The sequence below is a fragment of the Streptomyces sennicomposti genome (genome assembly GCF_019890635.1).
GTDB classification, from domain to species: Bacteria; Actinomycetota; Actinomycetes; order Streptomycetales; family Streptomycetaceae; genus Streptomyces; species Streptomyces sennicomposti.
Genome location: NZ_JAIOAB010000016.1, coordinates 35,541 through 58,278, shown reverse-complemented (window position 1 = coordinate 58,278; position 22,738 = coordinate 35,541). Strand labels below are relative to the sequence as shown.

At 70.8% G+C, this 22,738-nt stretch carries 20 protein-coding genes; all 20 read left to right on the top strand.

Features of this window, described 5'->3' with window-relative positions:
- Positions 1-62 precede the first annotated feature (62 nt).
- Positions 63-1,412 (top strand): homoserine dehydrogenase, encoded by a 1,350-nt coding sequence (locus K7787_RS12185; RefSeq protein ID WP_019983736.1) that lies wholly within the window; start codon positions 63-65, stop codon positions 1,410-1,412.
- Between the two features lie 6 nt (positions 1,413-1,418).
- Complete coding sequence (gene thrC, locus K7787_RS12180; RefSeq protein WP_019983735.1) at positions 1,419-2,477, top strand: threonine synthase; 1,059 nt, start codon at positions 1,419-1,421, stop codon at positions 2,475-2,477.
- Between the two features lie 788 nt (positions 2,478-3,265).
- Positions 3,266-4,183, top strand: coding sequence for a homoserine kinase (gene thrB / locus K7787_RS12175; protein ID WP_223001400.1), 918 nt, complete (start codon positions 3,266-3,268; stop codon positions 4,181-4,183).
- A 424-nt stretch (positions 4,184-4,607) separates the two neighbouring features.
- Positions 4,608-6,632: a transcription termination factor Rho gene (rho, locus tag K7787_RS12170; RefSeq protein ID WP_169437708.1), complete on the top strand. Its 2,025-nt coding sequence runs from the start codon at positions 4,608-4,610 to the stop codon at positions 6,630-6,632.
- Between the two features lie 411 nt (positions 6,633-7,043).
- Entirely contained in the window at positions 7,044-8,189 is a 1,146-nt protein-coding gene (locus tag K7787_RS12165) for an LCP family protein (protein WP_223001399.1), read from the top strand.
- Positions 8,190-8,427: 238 nt separating this feature from the next.
- Positions 8,428-8,652, top strand: coding sequence for a 50S ribosomal protein L31 (gene rpmE / locus K7787_RS12160; RefSeq protein ID WP_009190627.1), 225 nt, complete (start codon positions 8,428-8,430; stop codon positions 8,650-8,652).
- Positions 8,653-8,767: 115 nt separating this feature from the next.
- Positions 8,768-9,835, top strand: a complete 1,068-nt coding sequence (prfA, locus tag K7787_RS12155; protein ID WP_009190628.1) for a peptide chain release factor 1 — start codon at positions 8,768-8,770, stop codon at positions 9,833-9,835.
- 99 nt (positions 9,836-9,934) lie between these two features.
- Positions 9,935-10,774 carry a peptide chain release factor N(5)-glutamine methyltransferase gene (gene prmC / locus K7787_RS12150; protein ID WP_009190629.1) on the top strand — a complete coding sequence of 280 codons (840 nt, stop codon included), beginning with the start codon at positions 9,935-9,937 and terminating at the stop codon, positions 10,772-10,774.
- 55 nt (positions 10,775-10,829) lie between these two features.
- A complete protein-coding gene (locus K7787_RS12145) occupies positions 10,830-11,477 on the top strand; it encodes an L-threonylcarbamoyladenylate synthase (RefSeq protein WP_009190630.1) in 648 nt (215 codons plus the stop codon).
- A complete protein-coding gene (locus K7787_RS12140; RefSeq protein ID WP_009190631.1) occupies positions 11,474-12,154 on the top strand; it encodes an arsenate reductase/protein-tyrosine-phosphatase family protein in 681 nt (226 codons plus the stop codon). Before K7787_RS12145 ends, K7787_RS12140 begins: the two co-directional genes overlap by 4 nt.
- A 154-nt stretch (positions 12,155-12,308) precedes the next feature.
- A complete protein-coding gene (gene glyA / locus K7787_RS12135; protein WP_223001398.1) occupies positions 12,309-13,547 on the top strand; it encodes a serine hydroxymethyltransferase in 1,239 nt (412 codons plus the stop codon).
- A 139-nt stretch (positions 13,548-13,686) separates the two neighbouring features.
- The gene (locus K7787_RS12130) at positions 13,687-15,060 is read left to right on the top strand and encodes an MraY family glycosyltransferase (protein ID WP_009190633.1); all 1,374 of its coding nucleotides are present in this window, start codon (positions 13,687-13,689) and stop codon (positions 15,058-15,060) included.
- A 300-nt stretch (positions 15,061-15,360) separates the two neighbouring features.
- The gene (locus K7787_RS12125; RefSeq protein ID WP_009190634.1) at positions 15,361-15,798 is read left to right on the top strand and encodes a Cg1360 family ATP-synthase-associated protein; all 438 of its coding nucleotides are present in this window, start codon (positions 15,361-15,363) and stop codon (positions 15,796-15,798) included.
- 207 nt (positions 15,799-16,005) lie between these two features.
- Positions 16,006-16,842 carry a F0F1 ATP synthase subunit A gene (gene atpB, locus K7787_RS12120; RefSeq protein ID WP_009190635.1) on the top strand — a complete coding sequence of 279 codons (837 nt, stop codon included), beginning with the start codon at positions 16,006-16,008 and terminating at the stop codon, positions 16,840-16,842.
- Positions 16,843-16,918: 76 nt separating this feature from the next.
- Positions 16,919-17,158: an ATP synthase F0 subunit C gene (gene atpE / locus K7787_RS12115; protein ID WP_009190636.1), complete on the top strand. Its 240-nt coding sequence runs from the start codon at positions 16,919-16,921 to the stop codon at positions 17,156-17,158.
- A 39-nt stretch (positions 17,159-17,197) separates the two neighbouring features.
- The gene (locus tag K7787_RS12110; RefSeq protein WP_009190637.1) at positions 17,198-17,749 is read left to right on the top strand and encodes a F0F1 ATP synthase subunit B; all 552 of its coding nucleotides are present in this window, start codon (positions 17,198-17,200) and stop codon (positions 17,747-17,749) included.
- The gene (locus K7787_RS12105; RefSeq protein ID WP_019983727.1) at positions 17,746-18,561 is read left to right on the top strand and encodes a F0F1 ATP synthase subunit delta; all 816 of its coding nucleotides are present in this window, start codon (positions 17,746-17,748) and stop codon (positions 18,559-18,561) included. Before K7787_RS12110 ends, K7787_RS12105 begins: the two co-directional genes overlap by 4 nt.
- 142 nt (positions 18,562-18,703) lie before the next feature.
- Positions 18,704-20,296, top strand: coding sequence for a F0F1 ATP synthase subunit alpha (gene atpA / locus K7787_RS12100; protein WP_009190639.1), 1,593 nt, complete (start codon positions 18,704-18,706; stop codon positions 20,294-20,296).
- 21 nt (positions 20,297-20,317) lie between these two features.
- Entirely contained in the window at positions 20,318-21,235 is a 918-nt protein-coding gene (locus K7787_RS12095) for a F0F1 ATP synthase subunit gamma (protein WP_009190640.1), read from the top strand.
- Positions 21,235-22,683, top strand: coding sequence for a F0F1 ATP synthase subunit beta (atpD, locus tag K7787_RS12090; protein WP_027758378.1), 1,449 nt, complete (start codon positions 21,235-21,237; stop codon positions 22,681-22,683). Before K7787_RS12095 ends, atpD begins: the two co-directional genes overlap by 1 nt.
- Positions 22,684-22,738 lie beyond the last annotated feature (55 nt).

The window sequence follows — 22,738 nt, the reverse complement described above, 5'->3', positions numbered from 1 at the left end:
GAAACTGCGGTCCGGTGAGTGAGACTGGTCGAACCGTAGACGGTATGAGGAAACGAGGTCGGATGATGCGTACGCGTCCGCTGAAGGTGGCGCTGCTGGGCTGTGGGGTCGTCGGCTCAGAGGTGGCGCGCATCATGACGACGCACGCCGCCGACCTCGCCGCCCGCATCGGCGCCCCGGTCGAACTGGCCGGGGTCGCCGTCCGCCGCCCCGCCAAAGTGCGCGAGGGCATCGACCCGGCCCTCGTCACCACCGACGCCACCGCCCTCGTCAAACGCGGCGACATCGACGTCGTGGTCGAGGTGATCGGCGGTATCGAGCCCGCCCGGACGCTCATCACCACCGCCTTCGAGCACGGCGCCTCCGTCGTCTCCGCCAACAAGGCCCTCCTCGCCCAGGACGGGGCCGCCCTGCACGCCGCCGCCGACGAGCACGGCCGCGACCTGTACTACGAGGCCGCCGTCGCCGGCGCCATCCCGCTGATCCGCCCGCTGCGCGAGTCCCTCGCCGGCGACAAGGTCAACCGGGTGCTCGGCATCGTCAACGGCACCACCAACTTCATCCTCGACAAGATGGACTCCACCGGCGCCGGCTACCAGGAGGCCCTGGACGAGGCCACCGCGCTCGGGTACGCCGAGGCCGACCCGACCGCCGACGTCGAGGGCTTCGACGCCGCCGCCAAGGCCGCCATCCTCGCCGGGATCGCCTTCCACACCCGGGTACGCCTGGACGACGTGTACCGCGAGGGCATGACCGAGGTCACCGCCGCCGACTTCGCCTCCGCCAAGGAGATGGGCTGCACCATCAAGCTGCTCGCCATCTGCGAGCGGGCCGCCGACGGCGCCTCCGTCACCGCGCGCGTGCACCCCGCGATGATCCCGCTCAGCCATCCGCTGGCCTCGGTGCGCGGCGCGTACAACGCCGTCTTCGTGGAGTCGGAGGCCGCCGGCCAGCTGATGTTCTACGGTCCCGGCGCCGGCGGTTCGCCCACCGCCTCCGCCGTCCTCGGCGACCTCGTCGCGGTCTGCCGCAACCGGCTCAGCGGGACCACCGGGCCCGGCGAGTCGGCGTACGCCGCGCTGCCCGTCTCGCCCATGGGCGAGGTCGTCACGCGCTACCACATCAGCCTGGACGTCGCCGACAAACCCGGCGTCCTCGCGCAGGTCGCCACCGTGTTCGCCGAGCACGGGGTGTCCATCGACACCGTCCGTCAGCAGGGCAGAAATCAAAGCAGCGGCGACGCAGTCGCCGTCGTTCAGGGCGGTGGTGGGCGACGGGAGGGCGGCGAGGCCTCCCTCGTCGTCGTCACCCACCGAGCGTCCGACGCCGCCCTCACCGGCACCGTCGAGGCGCTGCGCAGCCTCGACACCGTGCGGGGCGTCGCCAGCATCATGCGGGTTGAAGGAGAGTAACCAGCAATGACCCACCAGTGGCGCGGCATCATCGAGGAGTACCGGGACCGGCTGCCGGTGTCCGACAGCACGCCGGTCGTGACGCTCCGGGAGGGCGGTACGCCCCTCGTCCCCGCGCAGGTGCTCTCCGAGCGCACCGGCTGCGAGGTCCACCTCAAGGTCGAAGGCGCGAACCCGACCGGGTCCTTCAAGGACCGCGGCATGACGATGGCGATCAGCAGGGCGAAGGAGGAGGGCGCCAAGGCGGTCATCTGCGCCTCCACCGGCAACACCTCCGCCTCCGCCGCCGCCTACGCCGTACGCGCCGGGATGGTCTCCGCGGTGCTCGTGCCGCAGGGCAAGATCGCGCTCGGCAAGATGGGCCAGGCCCTCGTGCACGGCGCGAAGATCCTCCAGGTCGACGGAAACTTCGACGACTGCCTCACCCTCGCCCGCTCGCTCAGCGACAACTACCCCGTGGCGCTGGTCAATTCGGTCAACCCGGTGCGGATCGAGGGCCAGAAGACGGCCGCCTTCGAGATCGTCGACATGCTCGGCGACGCCCCCGACATCCACGTCCTCCCGGTCGGCAACGCGGGCAACATCACCGCGTACTGGAAGGGCTACCGGGAGTACGCCGCCGACGGCGTCGCCACGAAGACCCCGCGCATGTGGGGCTTCCAGGCCGCCGGCAGCGCGCCGATCGTGCGCGGCGAGGTCGTCAAGGACCCCTCGACCATCGCCACCGCCATCCGCATCGGCAACCCGGCCTCGTGGACGTACGCGCTGGCCGCCCGCGACGAGTCCGGCGGCGCCATCGACGAGGTGACGGACCGTGAGATCCTGCGCGCCTACCGGCTGTTGGCCGCGCAGGAGGGCGTCTTCGTCGAACCCGCGTCGGCCGCGTCCGTCGCCGGTCTGCTGAAGGCCGCCGAGCAGGGCAAGGTCGACCCGGGCCAGCGGATCGTGTGCACCGTCACCGGCAACGGCCTCAAGGACCCCGACTGGGCCGTCGCCGGCGCCCCGCAGCCGGTCACCGTCCCGGTGGACGCGGCCACGGCGGCGGAACGGCTGGGCCTGGCCTGATCCGGACGGGCCGGGCGGCGCGGCTCCTGCGGGCGCCCGCCGCCCGGCACCTGCCCGGCGGGCCAGTCCTGCGGGCGCCTGCTGCCGAGCGCTTCGGCAGGTCGGCAGGTCGGCGCGGTCGGCGCGTCCTCGGGCTCGCCGCCCGGCCCCGGCGTCCCGCCCGCTTCCGGATGAGCGCACCCCGTCCCGGCGGAGTACGCCTGCCGTACCCGGCGGCGCGCCGCGCAGTCGTACGAGCCACTGCGCGCCGCGCAAGTCGTACCAGCCACCGCGCGCCGCGCGGCCGTACGCCCCACCGCGCGCCGCACGCCGGTACGGGCCCCGCAGCGGTACAGACGCACTCCGTGCCCGGTGGCACGGACGCACTCCGTGCCCGACGGTACGGACGCACTCCGTGCCGCCGTCGCCGGACACCCGCCGCGCTCCGCGCGCACTCCGCGTCCCGCGCCGCGCACTCCGTACCCCGCACTCCGTACCCCGCACCCCCCGCCACCTTCCATGACGCCCCCTCCAGGGGCACCGTGCGCAGGGTGCACGGGGGGCATGCGACACGCATCGTGCGCCTCCTGTGCGCCCTATGTCGCCACAGAACCTTCCTTCGATAGGCTGTACCGAACCCGCCCGCCGCATATGCCCCGCATAGCGTGCGGCGCCGCGCCGTTCCCGCGGTCGCGGCCCCCGGGTCCTTTCGTCCCTGTCGAACGTCAGCCGAATGTCGGTCGAATGTCCGTCGGATGCCCGTCGAACGCCATTCGGCCACCACGCAGCTCAAGGAGAGTCAACGAGCGATGGCCGGTCCAGCGTTCCGCGCCGCCGCCGTCCGGGTGCGCGTCCCCGCCACCAGCGCCAACCTCGGGCCGGGCTTCGACGCCTTCGGCCTCGCGCTGGGGCTCTACGACGACGTGGTCGTCCGGGTGGCCGACTCCGGGCTGCACATCGACATCGCGGGCGAGGGCAGCGAGACCCTGCCGCGCGACGAGAAGCACCTGCTCGTACGGTCGCTGCGCACCGCCTTCGACGTGCTCGGCGGGCAGCCGCGCGGCCTGGAGATCGTCTGCGCCAACCGCATCCCGCACGGCCGCGGCCTCGGCTCCTCCTCCGCCGCTATCTGCGCCGGCATCGTCGCCGCCCGCGCCGTGACCATAGGCGGCGAGGCCCGCCTCGACGAGATCGGGCTGCTGGAGCTGGCCACCGAGATCGAGGGCCACCCGGACAACGTCGCGGCGTGTCTGCTCGGCGGGTTCACCCTGTCCTGGATGGAGAGCGGCGCCGCCCGCGCGATCAGGATGGACCCCTGCGATTCCATCGTTCCGGTGGTTTTCGTGCCCGGGAAGCCGGTACTGACCGAGACCGCGCGCGGCCTGCTGCCGCGCACCGTGCCGCACGTCGACGCGGCCGTCAACGCGGGCCGTGCCGCGCTGCTCGTCGAGGCCCTGACCCGGCGCCCCGAGCTGCTGCTGCCGGCCACCGAGGACCGCCTCCACCAGGAGTACCGCGCCCCGGCGATGCCGGAGAGCGCCGCGCTGGTGGAGCGGCTGCGCGCCGACGGGATCCCGGCGGTCATCTCCGGCGCCGGACCGACGGTCATGGCGCTGGCCGACGCGGACACCGCCGACAAGGTGGAGCGGCTGGCCGGACCCGAATGGGCCGCCAACCGGCTGCACCTGGACCAGCAGGGCGCGTGCGTGCTCCCGTTGGCGGGCTGACACGCGATTGCCGGATTTCGAGAGGGGGAATGTTTGTTGGATCCGGTAGTGTTAATCTCAAGTCTGCACCCGACCTCACCATGGCGAGGTGCTTCGTGTCCCCGTCCGGGACCAACATTCTTCCGGGAGCTCCCCAAGTCACTCTGTGTTCCGTACGCCGTATCCGGGCAGTACGTCGTACGCGGACACTGAGCGGTCCACAGGTGGGGGTCCCCCCTCTGGGGGAGCTTCGGAATCGGTGCTACCAGGCCACGTGACACTCGGTGTCGCGGATCGTCGGGGAAGCGCCAGTCACCAGATATCTCTTCCGCCGCTTTGGCGGACCACCGCCCCGGCACGGTCCACACAGCAAGGACCGAAGCCGGACAGCACAACCGGTCGCCGAGCCAGACAGGCCGACGTCCGCTCCAGGGAAGGACCCTTCGTGAGCGACACCACCGATCTGATGGGCGCACGTGTCGAGGAGACCGCTGCCGCGCCCGCCACGGACGCCTCCGCGCCTGCCACCGGTGCCGGCTCCCGGCGGCGCCGTGGTACCGGCCTCGAGGGCATGGTGCTGGCCGAGCTGCAGCAGGTCGCCTCCGGCCTCGGCATCAGGGGCACCGCGCGGATGCGCAAGAGCCAGCTGATCGAGGTCATCAAGGAGGCGCAGGCCGGAGGGGGCGCCGCCCCCGCGAAGGCCGCCGCGCCCGCCGGCGAGGCTGAGACCAAGCCGAAGCGCCGCACCACCTCCCGCGCCCGCACGGGTGACGAGGCCGCGAAGAAGGCGGCCGAGGCCCCGGCCGAGAAGGCCACGGCCCAGCAGCAGATCGAGATCCCCGGCCAGCCCGCCAGCGAGGATGCTCCCGTGGAGCGCCGCCGGCGTCGTGCCACCGCCGACGCGGGCAGCCCGGCCGGCAGCGCCGAGACCGTCGCCGCCGAGGCGAAGAGCGAGGCGAAGGCCGAGACCGCCCCCGCGCAGCAGGCCCAGCCGCAGGCCGACGCCAAGGGCGGCGACGCCGACGGCGCCGAGGGCCGCCGCCGCGACCGTCGTGAGCGCGGCCGTGACCGTGACCGCGACCGTGACCGCGGCGGGGACCGTGACCGCGGCGGGGACCGCCGCAAGGGCGACGACCAGCAGGGCGGCGGCCAGGACGGCCGGCGTCAGCAGCAGAGCCAGCAGCAGGGCGGCGGCCGCCAGGACCGCAACAACGGCCCGCAGGACGACGACGACTTCGACGGCGGGCGCCGGGGCCGGCGCGGCCGCTACCGCGACCGCCGTGGCCGCCGTGGCCGCGACGACGTGCAGGAGCCGCAGATCGCTGAGGACGACGTCCTGATCCCGGTCGCGGGCATCCTCGACATCCTCGACAACTACGCGTTCATCCGGACCTCCGGCTACCTGCCCGGCCCGAACGACGTGTACGTCTCCCTCGCCCAGGTCCGCAAGAACGGCCTGCGCAAGGGCGACCACATCACCGGCGCCGTGCGCCAGCCCAAGGAGGGCGAGCGCCGCGAGAAGTTCAACGCGCTGGTCCGCCTCGACTCCGTCAACGGCATGGCGCCCGAACACGGCCGCGGCCGCCCGGAGTTCAACAAGCTCACCCCGCTCTACCCGCAGGACCGGCTCCGTCTGGAGACCGACCCGGGCGTGCTGACGACCCGCATCATCGACCTCGTCTCGCCCATCGGCAAGGGCCAGCGCGGTCTGATCGTGGCCCCGCCGAAGACCGGCAAGACCATGATCATGCAGGCGGTCGCCAACGCGATCACGCACAACAACCCCGAGTGCCACCTGATGGTCGTCCTCGTCGACGAGCGTCCGGAAGAGGTCACCGACATGCAGCGGTCGGTCAAGGGCGAGGTCATCTCCTCGACCTTCGACCGCCCGGCCGAGGACCACACCACGGTCGCCGAGCTGGCCATCGAGCGCGCCAAGCGCCTGGTGGAGCTGGGGCACGACGTGGTCGTGCTGCTCGACTCCATCACGCGTCTGGGCCGCGCCTACAACCTGGCGGCGCCGGCCTCCGGCCGCATCCTGTCCGGTGGTGTCGACTCGACCGCCCTGTACCCGCCGAAGCGGTTCTTCGGCGCGGCGCGCAACATCGAGGACGGCGGTTCGCTGACCATCCTCGCCACCGCGCTGGTGGACACCGGGTCCCGCATGGACGAGGTGATCTTCGAGGAGTTCAAGGGCACCGGCAACATGGAGCTGAAGCTCGACCGCAAGCTCGCGGACAAGCGGATCTTCCCGGCGGTGGACGTGGACGCGTCCGGCACCCGCAAGGAGGAGATCCTGCTCGGCGCCGAGGAGCTGGCGATCGTCTGGAAGCTGCGGCGGGTGCTGCACGCGCTGGACCAGCAGCAGGCGATCGAGCTGCTGCTGGACAAGATGAAGCAGACGAAGTCGAACATCGAGTTCCTGATGCAGATCCAGAAGACGACGCCCGCGCCGGGCAACGGCGACTAGTCGCTCTTCGGCGGGTGCGCAGGTGCCCGTGGCTTGTCGGGTGCGGGTGAGGTGCGGCTGATCGCGCACATCCCCGCGCCCCTGACAGGCAGCGTGCGTTCTCGCTGGTCGCGCACTTCCCCGCGCCTCTGAGGAGGGCCGCTTCCGTCCTTGTGACGGGGGCGGCCCTCCTCGCGTTCCCGGCCCGGCGAGAGGTTTGACACAGCCGGCCGTGTGCCGGGCGGGCGAAACCCTGTGCAACCCTTTGGCCCGTCGTGCCGTCTGAGTGTGCGAGCGACGAAGCGGTGCGCAGGGGCGCGCCCCCGCGAGCGAAGTCGGGGGCCCGGGGGTACTCGCCGACGAGGACGGAGACACCGGAGCCCGACCCTGAAAACAGGGGGTAACCGACCGGATACGAGAGCTGAGGAGCGCATGTCCGCCGAGAGCACACCGGACCCCGGCATACCGGGGGAGACCGGTTCCACGAGCAGCAGACGACGGGCCGCGGCCAAGGGCCGCCGCCGCAAGCCCCCCACGGGACGGCGCAGGGCGCTGACGGCCACCGCGTGGACCGCGGCCGGGATCGTGGTGCTGGGCGGCGCCGGCGCCGGCTACCTGTTCCTCAAGCTCAACGACAACCTCAAGACCGTCGACATCAACCAGGCCCTCGGCACCGACCGGCCCACCGCGGCCGACAACGGCTCCGAGAACATCCTGGTCCTCGGCTCCGACACCCGCGCCGGCGGCAACAAGAAGCTCGGCGGCGGCACCGACGACGGCAGCGCCCGCTCCGACACGGCGATGATCGTGCACGTCTACCAGGGTCACAAGACGGCCGGCGTGGTCTCCATACCCCGCGACACCCTCGTCGACCGCCCCGAGTGCACCGACGCGCAGGGCGGCGAGCACCGGGCCGCGCACAACGTGATGTTCAACGAGTCGTACGGCACCGGCGGCGCGGCCTGCGCCGTGAAGACCGTGGAGTCGCTCACCGGGCTGCGGATGGACCACTACCTGGAGGTCGACTTCAGCGGCTTCCAGAAGCTGATAGACGACCTCGGCGGGGTCGAGGTCACCACGACCAAGGCCATACACGACCCCAACAGCCATCTGAACCTCGCCGCCGGCACCCACACCCTCGACGGGCAGCAGGCCCTCGGCCTGGTGCGCACCCGGCACGGCGTCGGCGACGGCTCCGACCTCGGCCGCATCCAGCTCCAGCAGGCGTTCGTCAAGGCCCTGCTCACCCAGATCAAGCAGGTCGACCTGTTCGGCAACCCGAAGAAGCTCTACGACCTCGCCGACACCGCCACCAAGGCCGTCACCACCGACTCCGAGATCGGCTCGGTGAACTCGCTGCTCTCCTTCGCCGGCGGCCTCAAGGGCATCGGCGCCGGTCAGATGCACATGATCACGATGCCGGTGCAGTACGACTCCGCGAACGCCAACCGGGTCGTCATCGACGAGGCCAAGGCGCGGCAGGTGTGGAACGCCCTGCGCGCCGACCGGCCGATCCCGGCGAGCGCCACCGAGGGCACCGCCACGGGCGAGGCCAAGGACGTGGTCAGCGCCTCCTGAGGCCCGGCCGCCCGCGCCACGGGCGGCCGCCTCCCGCCGCTCCGGAGTCGCGGGAAGCGGCGAGCCGCCCGCCCCGGTGCGCGTCGTGACCCTCCCGGCGCCCGCCGGGAATACCTCGCGCCGCCCCCCGGTTTTGGGGGATGGCGCCAGTGCTGGCAGACTGGTACGTCGGCTCCGGTTCACGCTTCCGCATCCCGCGGACGGCGACCCGGCGCCCTCCCGGAACCTAGGAGACACCTTGAAGCGCGAGATCCACCCCGAGTACGTCGAGACGCAGGTCAGCTGCACCTGTGGCGCGTCGTTCACCACCCGCAGCACCATCGAGTCCGGCACCATCCGGGCCGAGGTCTGCTCCGAGTGCCACCCGTTCTACACGGGCAAGCAGAAGATCCTCGACACCGGTGGCCGTGTGGCCCGCTTCGAGGCCCGCTTCGGCAAGGCTGCCGCCGGCTCCAAGAAGTAGCGAGCCCCTTTTCGCCGGTCCACGGCCGTACCCCCTCGCGGGGCGGGCCTGGACCGGCGTTTTTGGTCGTTCGCCTTCCCCTTACCAGCAGTACAGGCAGTACAGGAGCCGCAAGATGTTCGAGGCCGTCGAGGAGCTCGTCGCCGAGCACGCCGACCTGGAGAAGAAGCTCGCCGACCCGTCGGTCCACGCCGACCAGGCCAACGCCCGCAAGCTGAACAAGCGTTACGCCGAGCTGACCCCGATCGTCGCCACGTACCGCTCCTGGAAGCAGACGGGCGACGACATCGAGACCGCGCGCGAACTGGCCGCCGACGACCCGGACTTCGCCGCCGAGGTCAAGGAGCTGGACAAGCAGCGCGAGGAACTCACCGAGAAGCTGCGCCTGCTGCTCGTGCCGCGCGACCCCAGCGACGACAAGGACGTCATCCTGGAGATCAAGGCGGGCGCGGGCGGCGACGAGTCGGCGCTGTTCGCCGGCGACCTGCTGCGCATGTACCTGCGCTACGCCGAGCGCGTCGGCTGGAAGACCGAGATCATCGACGCCACCGAGTCCGAGCTGGGCGGCTACAAGGACGTCCAGGTCGCGGTGAAGGCCCGCGGGCAGATCGAGCCCGGCCAGGGCGTGTGGGCCCGGCTGAAGTACGAGGGCGGCGTGCACCGCGTGCAGCGCGTGCCGGCGACCGAGTCGCAGGGCCGTATCCACACCTCCGCGGCCGGTGTCCTGGTGACCCCGGAGGCCGAGGAGGTCGACGTGGAGATCAACCCGAACGACCTGCGCATCGACGTCTACCGGTCCTCGGGCCCCGGCGGCCAGTCCGTCAACACCACCGACTCCGCGGTGCGCATCACGCACCTGCCCACCGGCGTCGTGGCCTCCTGCCAGAACGAGAAGAGCCAGCTCCAGAACAAGGAGCAGGCGATGCGTATCCTGCGCTCCAGGCTGCTCGCGGCCGCGCAGGAGGAGGCGGAGCGGGAGGCCGCGGACGCCCGCCGCAGCCAGGTCCGCACCGTCGACCGCTCCGAGAAGATCCGCACGTACAACTACCCGGAGAACCGCATCTCCGACCACCGCGTCGGCTTCAAGGCGTACAACCTCGACCAGGTGCTGGACGGCGACCTCGCCGCGGTGATCCAGGCCTGCGTCGACGCGGACTCGGCCGCCAAGCTCGCGGCCGCGTAAGGCACCCGCGGGCCGCGCACGGCACGCAGTACGAAGCACGAGCACCGGAGGACGAGCGTGCAGCAAGAATTCGGGGGGCGCCCCCCAGGCCCCCGCAGCGTGCTGCTCGCGGAGGTGGCGCAGGCCACCCAGCGGCTCGCCGACGCCGGCGTGCCCTCGCCGCGCAACGACGCCGAGGAGCTGGCCGCGTTCGTGCACGGCGTCAAGCGCGGCCAGCTGCACACCGTCAAGGACGCCGACTTCGACGCCCGCTACTGGGAGGTGATCGCCCGGCGCGAGCAGCGCGAGCCGCTGCAGCACATCACCGGGCGGGCCTACTTCCGCTATCTGGAGCTGCAGGTGGGCCCCGGGGTGTTCGTACCGCGCCCGGAGACCGAGTCCGTGGTCGGCTGGGCCATAGACGCGGTGCGGGCGATGGACGTGGTCGAACCGTGCATCGTCGATCTGTGCACCGGCTCGGGCGCCATCGCGCTCGCCCTGGCGCAGGAGGTGCCGCGCTCGCGGGTGCACGCCGTGGAGCTGAGCGAGGACGCGCTGCGCTGGACCCGGAAGAACGTCGAGGGCTCCCGCGTCGATCTGCGCCAGGGCGACGCCCTGACCGCCTTCCCGGACCTGGACGGCCAGGTCGACCTGGTGATCTCCAACCCGCCGTACATCCCGCTCACCGAATGGGAGTACGTCGCCCCGGAGGCCCGCGACTACGACCCCGAGCTGGCGTTGTTCTCCGGAGAGGACGGCCTCGACCTGATCCGCGGCATCGAGCGCACCGCGCACCGGCTGCTGCGTCCGGGCGGCGTCGTCGTCATCGAGCACGCCGACACCCAGGGCGGACAGGTGCCGTGGATCTTCACCGAGGAGCGGGGCTGGGCCGACGCGGCCGACCATCCCGACCTGAACAACCGGCCCCGGTTCGCCACCGCCCGCAAGGCGCTGCCGTGACCGCGCCCGCCAGGACTTCAAGCCAGCAGTACGTGTACGAGGAGGCCCGCTGACAATGGCACGGCGATACGACACCAACGACGCGACCGACCGTGCGACGGGTCTGCGCGAGGCAGCGTCCGCCGTCCGCCGGGGCGAACTCGTGGTGCTGCCGACCGACACCGTGTACGGCATCGGCGCCGACGCGTTCTCCGGGGACGCCGTGGCCGATCTGCTGGACGCCAAGGGCCGCGGCCGCGCCATGCCCACGCCGGTCCTCATCGGCTCCCCGAACACGCTGCACGGCCTGGTCACGGACTTCTCCGAGCAGGCCTGGGAACTGGTCGACGCGTTCTGGCCGGGCGCGCTGACCCTGGTCGCCCGCCACCAGCCGTCGTTGCAGTGGGACCTCGGCGACACCCGCGGCACGGTCGCCGTGCGCATGCCGCTGCACCCGGTCGCCATCGAACTGCTCACCGAGGTCGGCCCGATGGCCGTCTCCTCGGCCAACCTCACCGGCCATCCGGCGCCCGAGACCTGCGACGCCGCGCAGGAGATGCTCGGCGACTCCGTCTCCGTCTACCTCGACGGCGGCCCCACCCCCGGCAACGTGCCCTCCTCCATCGTGGACGTCACCCGCGAGGTGCCCGTCCTGCTGCGCGAGGGCGCGCTGTCGCCCGAGGAGCTGCGCAAGGTCGTACCCGACCTCGAGGTGGCGAATTGACGGCCCCTGACGCGGGGCGTGGCATAGGCGGAAAGACCGCGCCGGGCAGCATCCCGGCGCAGCCGGGGCCGCCCGGCGAGACGTTCCGCATCCTCCACGTCAGCACCGGCAACGTGTGCCGCTCGCCCATCACCGAGCGGCTGACCCGGCATTTCCTCGCGGACCGGCTCGGCGATCCGGCGGGCGGCGGGCTGATCGTGGAGAGCGCCGGCACCTGGGGCCACGAGGGCGCGCCCATGGAGACCAACGCGGAGACGGTCCTCGCCGACTTCGGCGCGGACGCGTCCGGCTTCACCGGCCGCGAACTCCTCGACGAGCACGTGATCATGGCCGACCTGGTGCTCACCGCGACCCGCGACCACCGCGCCCAGGTGGTGTCGATGGGCCACTCGGCGGGGCTGCGCACCTTCACGCTCAAGGAGTTCACCCGCCTGGTCAAGGCGATAGACCCGGCGACGCTGCCGCCCCTGGAGGACGGCGTGGTCGAACGCGCGCGCGCCCTGGTCCGCGCCGCCGCCGCTCTACGCGGGTGGCTCCTGGCCCCGACCGCGGAGGCGGACGAGGTCTACGACCCCTACGGGGCCCCGCTGCCGTTCTTCCGCTCGATCGGCGACGAGATACACCAGGCCCTGGACCCGGTGGTGACGGCCTTGACGGGGGTCGCGGCGCGCGCCTGAGGGGTCGGGAGCACCCGTCGGGCACAGGGCCTCGCGTGTGGATCATGCCGGGCTCGCGGGGCCTGATCCACACGGGAGGCCCAGCGGCCGCGCGGGGCCCCGGGTGCGGGCCTACATTGGACGTACGTCACCGTCGACCCGTCCGGAGACCACCATGTCGGTCATCCCCGCTCTTGAGGGCGACGTCCTGCGACGGCAGGACCCCGAAGTGGCCGACCTGGTGCTGGGCGAGCTGGAGCGGCAGTCGACCACATTGCAGCTGACGGCGGCGGAGAACTTCACCTCGCCCGCGGTCCTGGCCGCGCTCGGCTCCCCGCTGGCCAACAAGTACGCCGAGGGCTACCCCGGCGACCGCCACCACGGCGGCTGCGAGTTCGTGGACGCCGCCGAGCGGCTCGCGGTGCGGCGCGCGACCGAGCTGTTCGGCGCCGAGCACGCCAACGTGCAGGCGCACTCCGGCTCCTCGGCCGTGCTGGCCGCCTACGCGGCGCTGCTGCGCCCCGGCGACACCGTCCTGGCCCTCGGGCTGCCCTACGGCGGCCACCTCACGCACGGCTCGCCTGCGAACTTCTCCGGGCGCTGGTTCGACTTCGTCGGCTACGGCGTCGACGCCGAGAGCGGGCTCATCGACCACGTCCAGGTGCGCACCCTGGCCCGCACGCACCGGCCCAAGGCCATCGTGTGCGGGTCGATCGCCTATCCCCGCCACCTCGACTACGCCTTCTTCCGCGCGGTCGCCGACGAGGTGGGCGCCTATCTGATCGCGGACGCCGCGCACCCCATGGGCCTGGTGGCCGGGGGAGCGGCGCCGGACCCGGTGCCGTACGCGGACGTGGTGTGCGCCACCACGCACAAGGTGCTGCGCGGGCCGCGCGGCGGGATGCTGCTGTGCGGGAGCGAGCTGGCCGAGCGGGTGGACCGGGCGGTGTTCCCGTTCACCCAGGGCGGCGCGCAGATGCACACCATCGCGGCGAAGGCCGTCGCGTTCGGCGAGGCGGCCACGCCGGCCTTCGCGGCGTACGCCCACCAGGTGGTCGCCAACGCGCGCGTGCTGGCCGCGTGTCTGGCCGCGGAGGGGCTGGCGGTGACCACCGGCGGCACCGACACCCATCTGATCACCGCGGACCCGGCGCCGCTCGGCGTCGAGGGGCGCACCGCGCGCGGCCGGCTGGCGGCGGCCGGGATGGTGCTGGACTGCTGTGCGCTGCCGCACACCGACGCCCGCGGACTGCGCCTGGGCACCGCGGCGATCACCACCCAGGGCATGGGACAGGAGGAGATGGCGCGGATCGCGGTGCTGTTCGGCAAGGTGCTGCGCGGCGAGGTGGACGTGGTGCGGGCCCGGGAGGACGTGCGCGAACTCACCGGGGCGTACCCGCCGTATCCGGGCTGATCCGGGGCAGACGCACCCGGGAGGAAACGGTACACAGCCACACGTGCAACCATCGTCGCTACCCGGAAGTCCCCATACATATGCCCGCGTCGCTAGTGTGTGGGGCTGAGATGGCCAGCGAGACCTGTGGGGAATGCCCGTGCGTGAATACCTGCTGACGCTCTGCGTCACGGCCGCGGTGACGTACCTGCTGACCGGGCCGGTGCGCAAGTTCGCGATCGTGGCGGGGGCGATGCCGGAGGTCCGGGCGCGGGACGTGCACCGGGAACCCACTCCGCGGCTCGGCGGTATCGCGATGTTCTTCGGCATGTGCGCGGGGCTGCTGGTCGCCGACCACCTCACCAATCTGAACGAGGTCTTCGAGAAGTCGAACGAGCCGCGGGCGCTGCTCTCCGGGGCCGCCCTGATCTGGCTGATCGGCGTGCTGGACGACAAGTTCGAGATCGACGCCCTGATCAAGCTGGGCGGCCAGATGATCGCCGCCGGTGTGATGGTCATGCAGGGTCTGACGATCCTGTGGCTGCCGGTGCCGGGTGTGGGCACGGTGGCGCTGACCCAGTGGCAGGGCACGCTGCTGACGGTGGCGCTGGTCGTCATCACCATCAACGCGGTCAACTTCGTGGACGGCCTGGACGGTCTGGCCTCGGGCATGGTGTGCATCGCGGCCGCCGCGTTCTTCATGTACGCCTACCGCATCTGGTACTCGTACGGCATCGAGGCCGCCGCCCCGGCCACCCTGTTCGCGGCCGTGCTGATGGGCATGTGCCTCGGTTTCCTGCCGCACAACATGCATCCGGCGCGGATCTTCATGGGCGACTCCGGCTCGATGCTCATCGGCCTGGTGCTGGCGGCCGGCGCGATCTCGGTGACCGGGCAGGTGGACCCGGACGTGATCGGCCTGTTCGCCGGGTCCGAGCGCAACGCGGTGCACCAGATGGTGCCGGTCTACATCCCGCTGCTGATGCCGCTGTCGATCATCGCCATCCCCGCCTGCGACTTCGTCTTCGCGGTGGTGCGGCGCACCTGGCGCGGGCAGTCGCCGTTCGCCGCGGACCGCGGCCATCTGCACCACCGGCTGCTCCAGATCGGCCACTCGCACAGCCGGGCCGTGCTGATCATGTACTTCTGGGCCGCGGTCATCGGCTTCGGCGCCCTCGGCTACTCCGTCAACTCCGCGTCCATGTGGATCGTGCTGGGCATCGTCTTCCTCAGCTTCGTCGGTCTGGTGCTGCTCCTGCTGCCGCGCTTCACACCGCGCGCCCCGCGCTGGGCCGAGCGGTTCGTGCCGCCGCGCTACCGCCGCCGGCGCGCCGCGGCCACGGCGCCGGACGCGGCCTCGCCCGCGGGCCTGGCCGCCGCCGCGGCGCCCGAGGACGGCGGGGCGAGCGGGAACCGGGTGGCCCGCGAGCACCCCGCGCCGGTGGCGGCGGGGGTGGCCGGGGTCAACGGAGCGACCGCCGTCGGCGCCCGTCCTCGGCTCCTCGAGGGGCGCAAAGCCGGAACGTCACGCTGACGCCAAGGTAAGAATCTGACTAAAGCGTTGCCCATTCATGGGGGAGCGAAGCGGCTTATACCAGACAAGTCGCCCCGGTTTTTGCACAGACGCGCACTGTCACTCTCATGTGTGACAGCCAGCACACGCTCTTGGTAAAGACCGCATCAAATAGTTTGTGATACCGTTCACGAGAACCCGGGATGCAGCCGAAGGGGCCAAGTGCAAGGGTCCCCCGGCGTAGAGGTTCCTCTCTCGAACCGGGGACTACGCTCGTCCATGACGACACCCCTGCCCCCCTGCGAAAGCGGAGTTGCCGCCATGCCGTCCAATGACGTCCGGAACCTACTGCAGATCGCTGCGCCCGCAGCGGCTGCGGGCGTGATCGCCGTCGCCGTGAGCGCCGCGGTCGCGGGGGGCCAGGGCGCGCTCGGTGCGGCCATCGGCACGGTGCTGGCCGTCCTGTTCATGGGAATCGGCCTCTACGTGCTGCAGTGGACGGCGAAAACGCTTCCGCAGCTGTTCCAGGCGATGGGCCTGATGCTGTACATGGCCCAACTGCTCCTCCTCCTCGTCTTCGTCGCCGTCTTCAAGGACACCTCCGCCTTCAACGCGAAGGCGTTCGCCGCGGCGCTCGTGGCCACCACCGTCGTATGGATGGGCGCGCAGGCCCGTGCGCATATGAAGGCCAAGATCTTCTACATCGATCCGGACCACGCGAAGGACGAGAAGCGCGAGAAGACGGGACCGTCCTCGTGAGGGGTAGGGGCGGGATAAAGGCTTGCGAGATCTCCTGCTATCGTCCGGTGCCAACTGCGGCATCGCGGGCGCGGGCAGCTGAGCTGACGCCTGCTCGATCGCGAAGCTCGATGCCCCCCAGCCGCCCCCACATTCGTCACACCAGTCCGGTGCCGATCCGCGGCCGTGCGCCGCGCCGACACAACGAGGTTGCCGTACCCATGCGTCATGCCGAAGGAGTCCGCGGTGAGTGCTGACCAGACCCAGCTCGCCTTTGACTGGAGTTGTCGGGTCATGTCCGACAACGGGTGCGGCTTCCCGGCCCCGGGCCTGCAGTCCTTCCTGTTCAAGCCGCTCGCCACGGTCGGGGGCTTCGAGTTCAACAAGGTGATGCTGCTGGTGCTCATCACCACCGTGCTCGTCATCGGCTTCTTCTGGGCCGCCTTCGGCAAGGCCAAGGTCGTCCCCGGCAAGCTGCAGATGGTCGGTGAGGCCGGCTACGACTTCGTGCGCCGCGGCATCGTCTACGAGACCCTCGGCAAGCGTGAGGGCGAGAAGTACGTCCCGCTCATGGTCTCGCTGTTCTTCTTCATCTGGATCATGAACATCTGGTCCGTGATCCCGCTGGCGCAGTTCCCGGTGGCCTCGGTCATCGCATTCCCGGCGGTGCTGGCCGCGATCGTCTACATCACCTGGGTCGCGCTCACGTTCAAGAAGCACGGCTTCGTCGGCTTCTTCAAGAACGTCACGGGTTACGACAAGTCCCTCGGCGCCGTGCTGCCGCTGGTCATGGTCATCGAGTTTTTCTCGAACCTGGTGGTCCGCCCGTTCACGCACGCGGTGCGACTCTTCGCCAACATGTTCGCCGGTCACCTGATGCTGGTCATGTTCACCGTGGCCTCCTGGTACCTGCTCAACAGCTGGCTGGTCGTCGGCGCCGGCGTCTCCTTCGTGATGACGATCGCCATGATCCTGTTCGAGCTTTTCGTCCAGGCCGTCCAGGCATACGTCTTCGTACTGCTGGCCTGCTCCTATGTTCAGGGCGCTCTCGCCGAGCACCACTGAGTCGCATCACCTGCCCGCCCCCCAGTCGTCCGGTGGCCAACCCCCACCGGTCCGTAAAAGAGAAGGAAGAAACGGCATGTCCGCTGCCATCGACCTCGCCGCCGGCGTCTCCGGTTCCCTCGGTTCCATCGGCTACGGCCTCGCGGCCATCGGCCCCGGCATCGGCGTCGGCATCATCTTCGGTAACGGCACCCAGGCCCTGGCCCGCCAGCCCGAGGCCGCCGGTCTGATCCGCGCCAACCAGATCCTCGGCTTCGCCTTCTGTGAGGCGCTCGCCCTCATCGGCATCGTTATGCCGTTCGTGTTCGGTCGGTAATCAGCCACCCACCGACACGTTTCGACGAAAGGCACTGATGTGATCGCCAACCTGGCACAGCTGGCGGCCGAGGAGACCGAGCAGAACCCGCTCCTCCCGGCCGGCCCCGAGCTGCTCGTCGGCACCATCGCCTTCGCCATCGTGTTCTTCTTCTTCTGGAAGAAGCTGCTCCCGAACATCAACAAGGTTCTGGAGGAGCGCCGAGCGGCGATCGAAGGCGGTATCGAAGAGGCCGACGCCATGAAGGTCGAGGCCCAGAGCGTCCTTGAGCAGTACAAGGCGCAGCTGGCCGAGGCCCGGCACGAGGCCGCGCGCCTGCGCCAGGAGGCGCAGGAGCAGGGCGCCGCGCTCATCGCCGAGATGCGGGCCGAGGGCCAGCGTCAGCGCGAGGAGATCGTCGCCGCCGGCCACGCCCAGATCGACGCCGACCGCAAGGCCGCCGCGTCCTCGCTCCGCCAGGACGTCGGCAAGCTCGCCACCGAGCTGGCCGGCAAGCTCGTCGGCGAGTCCCTCGAGGACCACGCCCGGCAGAGCCGCGTCATCGACCGCTTCCTCGACGAGCTCGAGGAGAAGGCCGAGGCGGCGCGATGAACGGAGCGAGCCGCGAGGCCCTGACCTCCGCACGTGAGCGTCTCGACGCGCTGACGGACTCCACGTCCGTCGACGCCGCGCGGCTCGCCGACGAGCTGGCGTCCGTCACGGCGCTGCTCCACCGCGAGGTCGGCCTGCGTCGGGTCCTGACCGACCCGGCGCAGTCCGGTGACGCCAAGGCCGCGCTGGTCCAGCGCCTGCTCGCCGGCCAGGTCGGCGAGGCCACCGTGGACGTGGTGTCCGGCACCGTGCGCTCGCGCTGGTCGCAGTCCCGGGACCTGGTGGACGCGCTGGAGGAGCTGGCGAACCTCGCCGACCTCACCACCGCCCAGCGGCGGGGCGCGCTCGACGAGGTCGAGGACGAGCTGTTCCGCTTCGGCCGGATCATCTCCTCCAGCACCGAACTGCGCGCCGCGCTGACCGACCGGGCCGCCGGCGCCACGGCCAAGGCCGAGCTGCTGCACCGCCTGCTCGGCGGCCGGGCCAACCGGATCACCGAGCGTCTGGTGACGCGCCTTGTGACCGCGCCGCGGGGACGTAGCCTGGAAGCGGGACTGGAGTCCCTGTCCAAGCTCGCCGCCGACCGCCGGGGCCGCATGGTCGCCGTCGTCACCTCGGCGGTCCCGCTGAGCGACACCCAGAAGCGACGCCTCGGCGCCGCCCTCGGCAAGCTCTACGGCCGCCAGATGCACCTCAACCTCGACGTGGACCCCGAGCTGGTCGGCGGAGTCCGGGTGCAGGTCGGCGACGAGATCATCAACGGCTCGCTCGCGGACCGGCTCGACGACGCCGCCCGCCGCATGGCGAGCTAGCAGCAACTCAACACGCAAGACGTACACGACGGCCCTGGTTGGGCCGTGCAGAGGATTCACCTCTTTTCGGGGGGAGTCCCAGACTCGTGGAATGCCCCCCCGAGTGAAACTTCGGGCCCAACAAGGAGAGCAGGGAACCCAGATGGCGGAGCTCACGATCCGGCCGGAGGAGATCCGGGACGCGCTGGAGAACTTCGTCCAGTCGTACAAGCCGGACGCGGCCTCGCGCGAGGAGGTCGGTACGGTCACCCTTGCCGGCGACGGCATCGCGAAGGTCGAGGGCCTGCCCTCGGCCATGGCCAACGAGCTGCTGAAGTTCGAGGACGGCACCCTCGGCCTCGCCCTCAACCTCGAGGAGCGCGAGATCGGTGCCATCGTCCTCGGCGAGTTCAGCGGCGTCGAGGAGGGCCAGCCGGTCACCCGCACCGGTGAGGTCCTGTCGGTCGCCGTGGGCGAGGGCTACCTCGGCCGCGTCGTCGACCCCCTCGGCAACCCGATCGACGGCCTCGGCGAGATCGAGACCGACGGCCGCCGCGCCCTCGAACTGCAGGCCCCCACGGTCATGCAGCGCAAGTCGGTGCACGAGCCGATGGAGACCGGCTACAAGGCCGTCGACGCCATGACCCCGGTCGGCCGCGGCCAGCGCCAGCTGATCATCGGCGACCGCCAGACCGGCAAGACCGCCCTGGCCGTCGACACGATCATCAACCAGCGCGACAACTGGCGCACCGGCGACCCGAACAAGCAGGTCCGCTGCATCTACGTCGCCATCGGCCAGAAGGGCTCCACCATCGCGTCGGTCCGCCGCGCGCTGGAGGAGAACGGCGCGCTGGAGTACACGACCATCGTCGCCGCCCCGGCCTCCGACCCGGCCGGCTTCAAGTACCTGGCGCCCTACACCGGTTCCGCCATCGGCCAGCACTGGATGTACCAGGGCAAGCACGTCCTGATCATCTTCGACGACCTGTCGAAGCAGGCCGACGCCTACCGTGCCGTCTCCCTGCTGCTGCGCCGTCCGCCGGGCCGCGAGGCCTACCCGGGCGACGTCTTCTACCTGCACTCCCGTCTGCTGGAGCGCTGCGCGAAGCTCTCCGACGACATGGGCGCCGGTTCGATGACGGGTCTGCCGATCGTCGAGACCAAGGCCAACGACGTCTCGGCGTTCATCCCGACCAACGTCATCTCCATCACCGACGGCCAGTGCTTCCTGGAGTCGGACCTGTTCAACGCCGGTCAGCGCCCCGCGCTGAACGTCGGCATCTCCGTCTCCCGAGTCGGCGGCAGCGCGCAGCACAAGGCGATGAAGCAGGTCTCCGGCCGACTGCGCGTGGACCTCGCCCAGTTCCGTGAGCTGGAGGCGTTCGCCGCCTTCGGTTCCGACCTGGACGCGGCCTCCAAGTCCCAGCTGGAGCGCGGCCAGCGCATGGTCGAGCTGCTCAAGCAGGACCAGTACCAGCCGATGTCCACGGAGGACCAGGTCGTCTCCGTGTGGGCCGGCACCACCGGCAAGATGGACGACGTCCCGGTCGCCGACATCCGCCGCTTCGAGAAGGAGCTGCTGGAGTACCTGCACCGCAAGGAGCAGGGCCTCATGACCTCCATCCGCGAGGGCGGCAAGATGTCCGACGACACCCTCACGGCCATCGCCGACGCGATCGCGGAGTTCAAGAAGCAGTTCGAGACCTCGGACGGCAAGCTGCTCGGCGAGGACACTCCGGCCGCTGCCGCCAAGTGACGTAAGGAAGGGACCTGACTCATGGGAGCCCAGCTCCGGGTCTACAAGCGTCGCATCCGATCCGTCACCGCGACCAAGAAGATCACCAAGGCGATGGAGATGATCGCTGCCTCGCGCGTCGTCAAGGCGCAGCGCAAGGTGGCGGCCTCCACGCCGTACGCGCAGGAACTGACCCGCGCGGTCACGGCGGTCGGCACCGGTTCGAACACCAAGCACCCGCTGACCACGGAGGCGGAGAACCCGACCCGCGCCGCGGTGCTGCTCCTCACGAGCGACCGCGGTCTGGCCGGCGCCTTCAACTCCAACGCCATCAAGGCGGCGGAGCAGCTGACCGAGCGCCTGGAGCGCGAGGGCAAGCAGGTCGACACGTACATTGTCGGCCGGCGCGGCGTCGCCCACTACAACTTCCGCGAGCGCAAGATCGCGGAGTCGTTCACGGGCTTCACCGACGAGCCGTCGTACGCGGACGCCAAGAAGGTCGCGGCGCCGCTGATCGAGGCCATCGAGAAGGACACGGCTGACGGCGGCGTGGACGAACTCCACATCGTCTACACCGAGTTCGTCTCGATGATGACGCAGACCGCGGTCGGCCCCCGACTGCTTCCGCTGCGTCTGGACGAGGTCGCGGCCGAGACGCGGAAGAAGGACGAGATCCTTCCCCTCTACGACTTCGAGCCGTCGGCGGAGGACGTCCTCGACGCCCTGTTGCCGCGCTACGTCGAGAGCCGCATCTACAACGCGCTGCTCCAGTCGGCCGCTTCGAAGCACGCCGCCACGCGGCGCGCGATGAAGTCGGCGACCGACAACGCGGGCGAGCTGATCAACACGCTCTCCCGTCTTGCCAACGCGGCCCGCCAGGCCGAAATCACCCAGGAAATCAGCGAGATCGTCGGTGGCGCGAGCGCCCTGGCCGACGCGACCGCGGGGAGTGACAACTAATGACCACCACTGTTGAGCCGACCGCTGCGTCGGGCGTGGCCACCGGCCGCGTCGCGCGGGTCATCGGCCCGGTCGTCGACGTGGAGTTCCCCGTCGACGCGATGCCGGACATCTACAACGCCCTGCACGTCGAGGTCGCCGACCCGGCGAACGAGGGCGAGCGCAAGACGCTGACCCTGGAGGTCGCCCAGCACCTGGGTGACGGCCTGGTCCGCACCATCTCCATGCAGCCCACCGACGGCCTGGTCCGCCAGGCCCCGGTCACCGACACCGGCGACGGCATCACCGTCCCGGTCGGCGACTTCACCAAGGGCAAGGTGTTCAACACCCTCGGTGAGGTGCTGAACGTCGACGAGCAGTACACGGGCGAGCGCTGGTCCATCCACCGCAAGGCCCCGAACTTCGACGAGCTCGAGTCGAAGACCGAGATGTTCGAGACCGGCGTCAAGGTCATCGACCTGCTGACCCCGTACGTCAAGGGCGGCAAGATCGGTCTGTTCGGCGGCGCCGGCGTCGGCAAGACGGTGCTCATCCAGGAGATGATCTACCGCGTCGCCAACAACCACGACGGTGTCTCCGTGTTCGCCGGTGTCGGCGAGCGCACCCGTGAGGGCAACGACCTCATCGAGGAGATGTCCGACTCGGGCGTCATCGACAAGACCGCGCTGGTCTTCGGCCAGATGGACGAGCCCCCGGGCACCCGTCTGCGCGTCGCGCTGGCCGGCCTCACCATGGCCGAGTACTTCCGCGACGTCCAGAAGCAGGACGTGCTGTTCTTCATCGACAACATCTTCCGCTTCACGCAGGCCGGCTCCGAGGTCTCCACGCTGCTCGGCCGCATGCCGTCCGCGGTGGGTTACCAGCCGAACCTGGCCGACGAGATGGGTCTCCTCCAGGAGCGCATCACCTCGACCCGCGGTCACTCGATCACCTCGATGCAGGCGATCTACGTCCCCGCCGACGACCTGACCGACCCGGCCCCGGCGACCACCTTCGCCCACCTCGACGCGACGACGGTTCTGTCCCGTCCGATCTCCGAGAAGGGCATCTACCCGGCCGTGGACCCGCTGGACTCGACGTCCCGGATCCTGGACCCGCGCTACATCGCGCAGGACCACTACAACGCGGCCATGCGCGTGAAGAACATCCTGCAGAAGTACAAGGACCTGCAGGACATCATCGCGATCCTCGGTATCGACGAGCTGGGCGAGGAGGACAAGCTCGTCGTCCACCGGGCCCGTCGCGTGGAGCGCTTCCTGTCCCAGAACACCCACGTCGCCAAGCAGTTCACCGGCGTGGACGGTTCGGACGTGCCGCTGGAGGAGTCGATCGCCGCGTTCAACGCGATCTGCGACGGCGAGTACGACCACTTCCCGGAGCAGGCGTTCTTCATGTGCGGTGGTCTCGAGGACCTGAAGAAGAACGCCAAGGAGCTGGGCGTCTCCTGAGCCGTCGGCTCACCGTGGGCCGCACGGTCCACACCCGAGGGGGCGGGGCGTCCCG